This is a genomic window from Cognatishimia sp. F0-27 (assembly GCF_020667845.1).
Taxonomy (GTDB): domain Bacteria; phylum Pseudomonadota; class Alphaproteobacteria; order Rhodobacterales; family Rhodobacteraceae; genus JAFMPQ01.
This window is the reverse complement of record NZ_JAFMPQ010000034.1, coordinates 46,639-56,248: the sequence shown is the minus strand read 5'-3', so window position 1 is coordinate 56,248 and position 9,610 is coordinate 46,639. Positions and strand designations below refer to the sequence as shown.

General features: G+C 62.5%; 12 protein-coding genes. All 12 read left to right on the top strand.

What is annotated here, in order from left to right; genetic code table 11:
* Positions 1-97: 97 nt before the first annotated feature.
* The 12 genes from J1C49_RS16855 (at position 98) to J1C49_RS16800 (ending at position 9,559) form a co-directional block, all read left to right on the top strand.
* Positions 98-394: a chorismate mutase gene (locus tag J1C49_RS16855; RefSeq protein ID WP_227447014.1), complete on the top strand. Its 297-nt coding sequence runs from the start codon at positions 98-100 to the stop codon at positions 392-394.
* Positions 395-442: 48 nt separating this feature from the next.
* The gene (rpsP, locus tag J1C49_RS16850) at positions 443-805 is read left to right on the top strand and encodes a 30S ribosomal protein S16 (RefSeq protein ID WP_227447013.1); all 363 of its coding nucleotides are present in this window, start codon (positions 443-445) and stop codon (positions 803-805) included.
* A 293-nt stretch (positions 806-1,098) separates the two neighbouring features.
* Positions 1,099-1,605, top strand: coding sequence for a ribosome maturation factor RimM (gene rimM, locus J1C49_RS16845; protein WP_227447012.1), 507 nt, complete (start codon positions 1,099-1,101; stop codon positions 1,603-1,605).
* Positions 1,602-2,405, top strand: a complete 804-nt coding sequence (locus tag J1C49_RS16840; protein WP_227447011.1) for a hypothetical protein — start codon at positions 1,602-1,604, stop codon at positions 2,403-2,405. The genes rimM and J1C49_RS16840 overlap by 4 nt, the downstream gene beginning before the upstream one ends.
* A gap of 263 nt (positions 2,406-2,668) precedes the next feature.
* Positions 2,669-3,649 carry a hypothetical protein gene (locus J1C49_RS16835; protein ID WP_227447010.1) on the top strand — a complete coding sequence of 327 codons (981 nt, stop codon included), beginning with the start codon at positions 2,669-2,671 and terminating at the stop codon, positions 3,647-3,649.
* A 194-nt stretch (positions 3,650-3,843) separates the two neighbouring features.
* Positions 3,844-4,692 carry a tRNA (guanosine(37)-N1)-methyltransferase TrmD gene (trmD, locus tag J1C49_RS16830; RefSeq protein ID WP_227447009.1) on the top strand — a complete coding sequence of 283 codons (849 nt, stop codon included), beginning with the start codon at positions 3,844-3,846 and terminating at the stop codon, positions 4,690-4,692.
* A gap of 101 nt (positions 4,693-4,793) precedes the next feature.
* Complete coding sequence (locus J1C49_RS16825; protein ID WP_227447008.1) at positions 4,794-4,976, top strand: hypothetical protein; 183 nt, start codon at positions 4,794-4,796, stop codon at positions 4,974-4,976.
* A 4-nt stretch (positions 4,977-4,980) separates the two neighbouring features.
* Complete coding sequence (gene rplS / locus J1C49_RS16820; RefSeq protein ID WP_227447007.1) at positions 4,981-5,370, top strand: 50S ribosomal protein L19; 390 nt, start codon at positions 4,981-4,983, stop codon at positions 5,368-5,370.
* Between the two features lie 11 nt (positions 5,371-5,381).
* Entirely contained in the window at positions 5,382-5,603 is a 222-nt protein-coding gene (gene rpmE, locus J1C49_RS16815) for a 50S ribosomal protein L31 (RefSeq protein WP_227447006.1), read from the top strand.
* A 142-nt stretch (positions 5,604-5,745) separates the two neighbouring features.
* Positions 5,746-6,867: a D-alanyl-D-alanine carboxypeptidase family protein gene (locus tag J1C49_RS16810; RefSeq protein WP_227447005.1), complete on the top strand. Its 1,122-nt coding sequence runs from the start codon at positions 5,746-5,748 to the stop codon at positions 6,865-6,867.
* Between the two features lie 251 nt (positions 6,868-7,118).
* On the top strand, positions 7,119-8,543 hold the full coding sequence (locus J1C49_RS16805) for a cytochrome ubiquinol oxidase subunit I (RefSeq protein WP_227447004.1): 1,425 nt from the start codon (positions 7,119-7,121) through the stop codon (positions 8,541-8,543).
* Between the two features lie 5 nt (positions 8,544-8,548).
* A complete protein-coding gene (locus J1C49_RS16800; protein ID WP_227447003.1) occupies positions 8,549-9,559 on the top strand; it encodes a cytochrome d ubiquinol oxidase subunit II in 1,011 nt (336 codons plus the stop codon).
* The last annotated feature ends 51 nt before the right edge of the window (positions 9,560-9,610 follow it).

Below are 9,610 nucleotides of genomic sequence, written 5' to 3'. Positions count from 1 at the left end.
CTGGCCCTTCACCGGACACACAGCGCATGCGCATGGTTTGTGCATGCAATGTGCATGGAATGTGCATGCCCGTTTTCGACCCCAAGGGAGTCCTCTCATGACCGACGCCGCCACCCGCGCCGCCGCCCTGCTCGGCGAACATCGCGAGAGCATCGACCGGCTTGACGCCATCCTGGTGTTCACCCTCGCCGAGCGCTTCAAACACACCCAGGCCGTGGGCGTCCTCAAGGCGCAACACGACCTCCCGCCATCCGACCCCGCGCGTGAAGAAAAGCAGATCGCGCGGCTCCAGGATCTTGCGACCCAGGCCGATCTCGACCCGGAATTCGCCAAGAAATTCCTGAACTTCGTGATTCAGGAAGTCATCCAGCACCATAAGAAACATCAATCCTGAAGCGGGGCCGGTCCCCGTCTTCTTCCAGCCATTCCAAGGAGTGAAACAATGGCCATCAAGATCAGACTCGCCCGTGGCGGTTCGAAAAAGCGTCCCTTCTACCGCATCGTGGCAGCCGACAGCCGCATGCCGCGCGACGGCCGCTTCATCGAAAAGCTCGGCACCTACAACCCGCTCTTGCCCAAGGACAGCGAAGAGCGCGTGAAGATGGATGTTGAGCGCATCCAGTACTGGCTTGGCCAGGGCGCCCAGACCACCGACCGTGTCTCCCGTTTCCTCGAAGCCGCCGGCATCGTGGAAAAGAAGGAGCGCTCCAACCTCAAGAAGGGTGAGCCGGGCAAGAAAGCCAAGGAGCGCGCCGAGGAGAAGGCGGCCAAGGCGGCCGCACCCGCAGAGGAAAACGCGGAATAACCTGCGCCTAAAAATCATGCATGTCTCTGGAAACAGGATGTTTTCACGCGAGATGCAATAATGAGGCGCCCCGCCTGACTTGCGGGGCGCCCCTGATCCAAACCCCGATCCGGAAGACGCGTCGCGTGCCGGTTCCTCCTTCCGGATCCTTCGATGCTGCGCCTTGTCCGTCTTGTTTTTCTGTTGATCGCGGCCTTTGTTGCGGGTTTTCTCTACAACGACGCCACGCGGTCCGAGCGCTGCGAAGCCCGCGGCGGAGACATGCGGGACGGGCTGTGCATGGGTGTTAGCCAATGACTGATTTGATCTGTGTCGGCGCGGTGTCCGGCGCTTTCGGGGTGCAGGGCGAGGTGCGCTTGAAAAGCTTTACCGCTGACCCGGCTGCCATCGCCGACTATGCCCCGCTTTGCACCGAGGATGGCGCGCGCAGCTTCGACGTGGAGATCACCCGTGCCATCAAGTCCGGCTTCGCGGCACGCCTGTCTGGTGTGCGCACCAAGGAAGAGGCCGATGCGCTGCGCGGCACGCGGCTGTTTTCGCCGCGTGACCGGTTGCCGCAACTGCCCGATGACGAATTCTATCATGCCGATCTGATCGGTCTCGCCGTGGTCGACACAGGCGGCGCACCGCTTGGCACGATCAAGGCCGTTCACAATCATGGCTCCGCCGACCTTCTTGAGGTGATTGTGCCCGGCGAGAGCCGCACCGCCCTTTTGCCGTTCACGCAGGCCTGTGTGCCGACGGTGGACCTCGCCGCGGGCCGTGTCGTGGCAGACCCGCCGGAGGGCGTGTTCGAGTGACCCGGATCGTGGTGCATGCGGGATTTCACAAGACCGGCACCACCAGCACACAGAACTTTCTGCGGGAGAACCGCGCCGCCCTTTCAGAGCACGTGCAGATCTTGCTCAAAGCCGACATGGTCGATCTGACAGAGGCCGCGCGCCGGTATTCCATCAAGCGCACGGCGCAAAGACAGGCCGCACTCGAACAGGCCGCAACGCAGACCTTCGAGGCGCTCGACCGGCACGACCGGCGCGCCATCCTTCTTGCGTCGGAAGATCTTTCGGGTCACATGCCGGGGCGGCGCGGGGTCACGCAATATGATGCGGCGCCCGTTTGCCTGCGCAGTGTGCAGCGCGCCATTGGCGCCCGGTTCGGGAACGTCGCACAGGTGATATTTGTCCTGTCGACGCGTGCTCCGGATCCCTGGCTGCGGTCCACGTGGTGGCAGACCCTGCGCAGCACCCGATTGACAAAGGATTTTGAGACTTACGCGGCCGGGCTGCCCGCAGCGGCGGATCACGCGGCCACTCTGCGCGAGATCACACAGGCTGTGTTCCCGGCACAGGTCCGGGCCTTCAGCCTCGAAGATGCGCGCGCCATGTCCTTGGGCCCGGTGACCCCGCTTCTGGACTTTCTCGATGTGACGGGGGCTCAGCGTCAGAACTTGTGCCCCGTCCCGGTCGCAAACCGGCAACCCGGCAACGGGTTGGCGGAGGTGTTTCTGGCGTTGAACCGAAGTGGCTTGAGCGATGCGGCCCTGCGCCAAGCCAAGCGCAATTTGCTTCAAATTGCGAACAAAGAGTCTCAGGCCCGGTAATCGTTTCGAAATTGAACAAATGTAGTGTCTCTCACGCGGGACCCGATCATCCTTCTGCCGTATTGATGCGCCACTCTCCGGCCCTGTAGCAGCGAGTGTGTGCGGTGATGGTTGGATTTGGTGGTTCCCAGAGAGGGGTGCTGGCGGGAGTGGCTCTTGCGCCTCCGTTGTTTGCCCATTTTTGGCTCGTTCCGATGACGGGATGGCCGTTTTTTATGGGGTTTTGTGTGCTGGCCAGTCTGTTTGCGTTGCAACGATCCTTGATGCCGACCGCGTCGGAGTTCGGCGACCGCGGCGGCGAGATGATGTTGCGCGCCTCCGCCATGCCACGGGTTTTGGCGGAAATGCCGTCGCGCGACGCCATGCAGGCGCAGATTACCGCGCGGCTGTTGCCGGTCGACCGTCGCCCCCAGGACGCGCCGCCTGATCTTGATGAGGCGATCGGACAGGTTTTTTCGCGGATGATGGCGCGTTGGCGTCGCCATAGGGTCGAAGAACTGCCTGACGGGGAAGCGGCCATCCTGTGTCTGATAGACGCGCTGTGCCGGGCAGAACCGGACACGGCGGCCCGTCTGGCGCAATCCTTCCGGCGGCCTGATGTTTTGCTCAAGATGCGCACGGAGGTGCATAGGCTTGCCCGGGAACGCGCGTCATACGACCGCGCCTTTGCATCTCTGAACGAGACGCAGGCCTTGTGGCAGGCCAAGAGCTTCGATCAGGACACGGGGATGGTCGACGCGCTGGAAGCGATGACGGTGCCCGATCTCGATTTGTGGCACCACATCGTGCTCAATCACGATCCGGACGATCCCGCACAGCGCGCCGCCGCGCTTTGGTGTGTGCGCCAGAAAGCGTGTGACAGGGCGACGGTTGCGGCCTGGCTTGTGCTGACCGCGTGTCATGGGGGATTTGCCCGTCGTGTGCGCAGAGACGGCCCGGAATTCATCGATGCGTTGCGCATGGTAATCGAGCGCTGGAACAATGGCTCATACCGCACCGCAGAGTTGGGGTTGGACCCGCCGGACCGGCTGCGCCCGATGGGGCCGAGGGCGCTCAACGCCCTGTCCAAAGCGGCACAGATGCTCGATCTTCCGCCCTTGGCAGAACCCAAGGGATTGTTCTCAGACTACCGGGGCCGTTTGGCCCGGGATCGCAGTTTCTGGTGTCTTGCGTCAGGCCGCCTGCTCAAGGCCCCCACCCGCAAGGCTTTCATCGGTTCGGTGGGCTCGATCAAGGCATCCTGACATCCGGTATCGGTATCGGTGTCGCGGCTGGCGGTACGCCTGCGCCGGAGCGGGGTGTTTGCTTGTCTCGTCGGATGTCCGGGCAGAACCCGGCCAGCGAAAGCCGGTTGCGGCGCAAGAAATCGTAATTCGTGACTGCGATGCCGGGCGTCGTGGTCTGGCACATCGGCGGATCACCCAGTAAGGAACGATCCATGTCCGATACACCGCCCGATCCCGCCAAGGCCAAATCCGAACCCAGTCGCTCGCATGGACGCAAAGCCATAAGACCGACGTTGAAGCCCCGTGCGCTGATGGACCCGGAGGCCGAGCTGGCCCGTGCGTGGCAGGCGCAGGTGATCACGCTCATGCCCGAGCTTTTCCCCGGGGTTCTGGGTGCTTCGCTGACGGGCAAGGCGCTGAAAGACGGGATCTGGCAATTGTCGTCCGTTCCGCTGCGCCAGTTCGGCGAGGGCAAGCATCGCAATGTCGACGACACCCCTGCCGGTGGTGGCGCCGGGATGGTCCTGCGGGCCGATATCATGGCCAAGGCAATCGAAACCGCCCGTCGCGCCATGCCAGCCGCAGCGCCTTTGCTCTACCTCTCGCCGCGTGGCCGTCCGTTTACGCAGGCGATGGCGCAGAGCCTCGCCTCTGGCCCCGGGGTGACACTGATCTGTGGCCGATTTGAAGGGCTCGACCAACGCGTGATCGATCATTTCCGCATCAAGGAAGTATCGCTTGGAGACTTTGTGCTGACCGGTGGCGAAATCGCGGCTCAGGCGCTCCTTGATGCGACCGTGCGGCTGTTGCCGGGGGTTCTTGGCAATGCGGCCTCCGCGGAAGAGGAAAGCTTCTCCACGGGCTTGCTGGAGCATCCGCAATACACGCGACCGGCGGAATGGCGTGGTCATCCAATCCCCCCGGTGCTGACATCGGGCAATCATGGCGCAATCGCCGAATGGCGCCGTGCGCAGGCCGAAGCCCTGACACAGGCTCGCCGCCCCGATCTTTGGGAGGCGTATCAGGCTATGCAGGCCCGGACCGACGAGAAAGACAGCTGAGACGGGCGATAGCGGGTTGATCCGGGGCCCATCCTTGCCTATAGCGGCCCGGTCCGGCGGGCGTCTCCCGCGCGGGCCGATTCCCGTTTTCCAGGATGATCATGTATCTGGTCATCTATCCGGTGCGGGAACCAGACGACGACAAAGACGACGATAAACCTGTCTGCCCCTCCGGCGGGCGTTGGCCAGCAATCCACGCGTTGGCAACGGACCCGAGCGATAACCCGGAGTTCTCGGACGAGAAAACCCGTCACGGGACAACCGTGCAGCAATTCAGGAGATGATCAGATGGACCTGATCGCACAGATTGAGGCGGAACAGATCGCCTCGCTCGGGAAAAAGATTCCCGATTTCAAGGCGGGCGATACGATCCGCGTTGGCTACAAGGTGACCGAAGGCACGCGGACCCGCGTTCAGAACTACGAGGGTGTCTGCATCAGCCGCAAGAATGGCGACGGCATCGCCGGTTCGTTCACCGTTCGCAAGATTTCCTTCGGTGAAGGCGTGGAGCGCGTGTTCCCGCTCTATTCGACCAATATCGACTCCATCGAGGTTGTCCGTCGCGGTCGCGTCCGCCGGGCAAAGCTCTACTATCTGCGTTCGCGTCGCGGCAAGTCCGCCCGGATCGCCGAAGACACCCGCTACAAGCCCCTCAAGGGCAAAGGCGCCGAGGCATAAGGAGCGCTCCGATGAAAAAGAACCTGCATCCCGATTACCACATCGTCGACGTCAAGATGACCGATGGCACGATCTTTCAGGTCCGCACCACCTGGGGCAAGGAAGGCGATACGCTGTCCCTCGACATCGACCCGACCGTGCACCCGGCCTGGACCGGCGGCACGTCGCGCCTGCTCGACCAGGGCGGCCGCGTGTCGAAGTTCAAGAAGAAATACGAAGGCCTCGGCTTCTAAGCGCCCTGACCTTTCGGAAATCACAAACGCCGTCCTTCGGGGCGGCGTTTTGCGTTTCTGGAGCGGTCTTCACCGAATGGAAAGGCAGGAGGGCTAAAGGCAGGGGGGCGAGACCCAGAATGGGTGGCGCAGAAAGGTTGCCATGTCCCTTATGCTCTTGTCCTACTGGCTCTTGCGGTCCAAAGCTGGCCGATCCGATCGCGCATGCCGCCCTTGGGTTTTTGCCCTGACGGGTGTGATGGCTCTGTGCCTGAGCGCGCTGCATGCGGGTGCAGCATCCGCATCGGCCAAGCAGGCGGAGATCGTGATCGATACACGCAATGGCGCGGTGTATCACGAGATGGATGCGGACAAGCGGCTGCATCCCGCGTCCCTGACCAAGATGATGACGCTTTACATCGCGTTTCAGGCCCTGCGTTCAGGGGAGATCGCCGCAGATCGGGAGGTGACGGTATCGGCGCATGCCGCCGCGCAGCCGGGATCGACTCTCGGCCTCGCGGAAGGTGACCGCATCACGGTAAACTCGCTTGTTCTGGCGACCGCCCTCCGCTCGGCCAATGATGCGGCCACCGCTCTTGCCGAGGCAATTGCCGGCTCAGAGGACGCATTTGTGGCCCGCATGAACAGCACCGCGCAAGCGATGGGGTTAACGGGCACATATTTCCGCAATCCGCATGGCCTGACCGAGGAGGACCATCTGAGCACCGCAAGAGACATGGCGCGGCTCGGTCGCTACTTGTTTTTCGATCAACCCGAGGACTATGCCGTGTTCTCGCGCCGGTCCGCCCGCATCGGCTCGCAGGACGTGGTGCATACAAACAGCCGCTTTCTGGCGGGCTATGGCGGTGCGGACGGTCTCAAGACGGGCTATACCCGGGCCGCCGGTTTCAATCTTGCGGCTTCGGCGCGGCGCGGCGACCGGCACCTGATTGCGGTCCTGTTCGGCGCGCCGAACTCGGTGGCGCGCACGGCGCGCGCCTCGGAGATGATGGATCTGGGCTTTGCTGCCGCACCGGAAGAGGTGCCGCTCATTCACCCCGGTCCGATGTCCCGCAACGCCGCACCGGAGGATCTCTGGATCGCCCGTCTTGATGGGTTGAGCGGCTACGGCGCAGGCTCGGTGCTTGCCCAGGTGCGGATCACGCCGGAGAGCGGTGGACAAAACAACCCGAGCATCGGATCGGCAGCAACGGGGACGACCCCCATCAGGCCGAGCCATGGCGCCATCGGGCTTGGTCTTTTCTCCGCAAAAGCCCCGCCTTGAGCGCGCGACATCGATGCCGGACGCGCGGCTGCGAAGTGATCGGCGCAGAACGGCGCGGCTGGTGCACAGGCGCGCGCGCAGCGCGGGAGCACGGCTCTGAAGCCACTCGAAAAACCGATATTTCAGAGTGTTAAGACACGTCGTCGATTCTTTTTGCACGTGCAGCAATGTCGCTGTGCGGATTGTCGCAGACGGCGGCAAAGATGCGAATTCAGCCTATCTTTGGTCCAACACAACAATGGAGTTCCGCCATGATGGACGCTCTAATCCTGTCGAGGATCCAGTTTGCGGCCAATATCAGTTTTCACATCCTGTTCCCGACGATCACCATCGCGCTCGGGTGGGTGCTGCTGTTTTTCAAACTGCGCTTCAACGCGACGGGCGACGAAAAATGGTTCGATGCCTATCGCTTCTGGGTCAAGGTCTTTGCCTTGAGTTTCGCGATGGGCGTGGTGTCTGGCATCACCATGTCATTTCAGTTCGGCACGAACTGGCCGGGCTTTATGGAAACGGTCGGCAATATTGCCGGGCCGCTCTTGGCCTATGAGGTCATGACCGCCTTCTTCCTCGAAGCGGTATTCCTTGGCATCATGCTGTTCGGCTTCCGGCGCGTTCCGGGATGGTTACACACGCTGGCGACCTTCCTCGTGGCGTTCGGCACGACAATGTCGGCTTTCTGGATCCTTGTTTTGAACAGCTGGATGCACACGCCGGCAGGGTTCGAAATGCGGGAAGGGGTTGCGCATGCAACCGACTGGTTCGCCATCATCTTCAACCCGTCTATGCCTTATCGCCTGGTGCATATGCTGCTTGCTTCCGGTTTGACGGTTGCGTTCCTCGTGGCTGGTTTTTCCGCCTTCCGGTGGTTGATTGGCGATCGGTCCGCCTCTGTGCGGGCGACGCTCAAGACCGGGCTCGTCATGGGGGCCTTGCTGATCCCGATCCAGGTCCTCGCCGGCGACATGCATGGCTTGAATACGCTGGAACATCAGCCGCAGAAGGTTGCCGCAATGGAGGGCAACTGGGAGACCCGCAGCAATGTGCCGCTCGTGCTTTTCGCGCTGCCGGACGAAGAGGCCCGGGAAAACCGCTATGAAATCGGGATCCCGAATCTCGCCTCCATCATCCTCAAACATGACGCAGACGGCGTCGTGCCGGGTCTGAACGATTTTGTGGCGGAGGACGGGAGCGCCTTGCATCCGCCTGTCGCGCCGGTGTTCTTCAGCTTCCGGGTGATGATCGGGACGGGTGTGGCGATGTTGCTGTTGAGCTGGGCGTCGGTGTTCTTCATGGCGCGGCGCGACGTGAGCCGTGGCGGCACGCGCCATCGGCGCGGTGTCGAAGGTCTGCCCAAGCCGCTCTTGTGGGCGTTGGTTCCGATGGCCTTCTCGGGCTGGGTGGCAACGCTTGCGGGCTGGTACACCACCGAGATTGGCCGCCAGCCGTGGCTGGTCCAAGGTATCATGACGACCGCGGATGCTGTTGCCGACGTTCCGGCGCCCTTCGTTGCAACCTCTCTGGTGGCGTATCTCGCGGTCTATGTGGTCCTGCTCGGCGCGTATGTCAGCGTGCTGTTCTACCTCGCGACCAAGACCGCCAAGGGTGAGCGGGTGGCGCTTCGCCCGGGATCCGGCGAAGCCACCACGGCTGCCGCGGCCGCAGTGGCGGCGGAGTAACGGTCATGACCTTGTTTGGTGATCCGACCGTCTGGTTGCCGCTCGTTTTTGCGGCCTTGATGGGGGTCTCGATCCTCGTCTACGTCGTGCTCGACGGGTTCGACCTCGGGGTCGGCGTGCTGTTCCCGTTTGCGGATGAGGCCGAGCGCGACCGGATGGTCGCCTCGATCGGACCGTTCTGGGACGCAAACGAAACCTGGCTGGTTCTGGCGATTGGCATTCTGCTTGTCGCCTTCCCGTCGGCGCATGGTGCAATCCTGACCGCGCTTTACCTGCCGGTCGCCGTCATGCTGATTGGTCTCATTCTCCGGGGCGTCGCCTTCGAGTTCCGGGTCAAGGCGCCGCATCGCTGGAAGCTGTTCTGGGATCGAGCCTTCTTCGGCGGCTCTCTGATGACGTCACTGAGCCAAGGCTACATGCTCGGGATCTACATCATGGGGCTGGAGATCACCGTGTTTACCACGGCCTTCAGCGCGATGACGGCGATTGCCCTGACGGTCGCCTACAGCTTCATAGGAGCCACATGGCTGATCATGAAGACCGAGAGCCAGCTTCAGCGCAAGGCTGTGAACTGGGCCAAGGGGGGCATCTGGGGCGTTGTGCTCGGATTGGGTGCCGTGTCTGTGGCGTCGCCGTTCGTGAGCCAGCGGATCTTCGAGAAATGGTTTTCCATTCCGGAGATCTTTCTTCTGGCGCCTCTGCCGCTGATTGCACTCGGTCTCGTGGCGCTGTTGTGGTATGCGCTGCGCCATCTGCCCGCGCGCAATGACAGCTTTGCCTGGTTCCCGTTCGTGATCACCATTGCACTGTTTGTCTTGGGCTTTTTCGGGATGGCATATAGCTTCTACCCGTTCGTGGTGCCGGACCAGCTCACCATCTACGAGGCGGCCAGCGCGCCCGAGAGCCTGTTCATCATCCTGGTCGGCACCTGCTTCGTGCTGCCGATGATCGTCGGCTATTCGATCCTCGCCTACACGATCTTCCGCGGCAAGGCACGAGATCTGACCTACGACTGACAGGCCGGCTGTCAGAGCGGACAATTGCAAAGCGGCGACCCCCGCGGGCCG

Excerpts from the sequence above, each read along its gene's own strand:
- J1C49_RS16855 (WP_227447014.1), top strand. The coding sequence starts at position 98 with ATGACCGACGCCGCCACCCGCGCCGCCGCCCTGCTCGGCGAACATCGC.
- rpsP (WP_227447013.1), top strand. The coding sequence starts at position 443 with ATGGCCATCAAGATCAGACTCGCCCGTGGCGGTTCGAAAAAGCGTCCC.
- rimM (WP_227447012.1), top strand. The coding sequence starts at position 1,099 with ATGACTGATTTGATCTGTGTCGGCGCGGTGTCCGGCGCTTTCGGGGTG.
- J1C49_RS16835 (WP_227447010.1), top strand. The coding sequence starts at position 2,669 with ATGCCGACCGCGTCGGAGTTCGGCGACCGCGGCGGCGAGATGATGTTG.
- trmD (WP_227447009.1), top strand. The coding sequence starts at position 3,844 with ATGTCCGATACACCGCCCGATCCCGCCAAGGCCAAATCCGAACCCAGT.
- J1C49_RS16825 (WP_227447008.1), top strand. The coding sequence starts at position 4,794 with ATGTATCTGGTCATCTATCCGGTGCGGGAACCAGACGACGACAAAGAC.
- rplS (WP_227447007.1), top strand. The coding sequence starts at position 4,981 with ATGGACCTGATCGCACAGATTGAGGCGGAACAGATCGCCTCGCTCGGG.
- rpmE (WP_227447006.1), top strand. The coding sequence starts at position 5,382 with ATGAAAAAGAACCTGCATCCCGATTACCACATCGTCGACGTCAAGATG.
- J1C49_RS16810 (WP_227447005.1), top strand. The coding sequence starts at position 5,746 with ATGTCCCTTATGCTCTTGTCCTACTGGCTCTTGCGGTCCAAAGCTGGC.
- J1C49_RS16805 (WP_227447004.1), top strand. The coding sequence starts at position 7,119 with ATGATGGACGCTCTAATCCTGTCGAGGATCCAGTTTGCGGCCAATATC.
- J1C49_RS16800 (WP_227447003.1), top strand. The coding sequence starts at position 8,549 with ATGACCTTGTTTGGTGATCCGACCGTCTGGTTGCCGCTCGTTTTTGCG.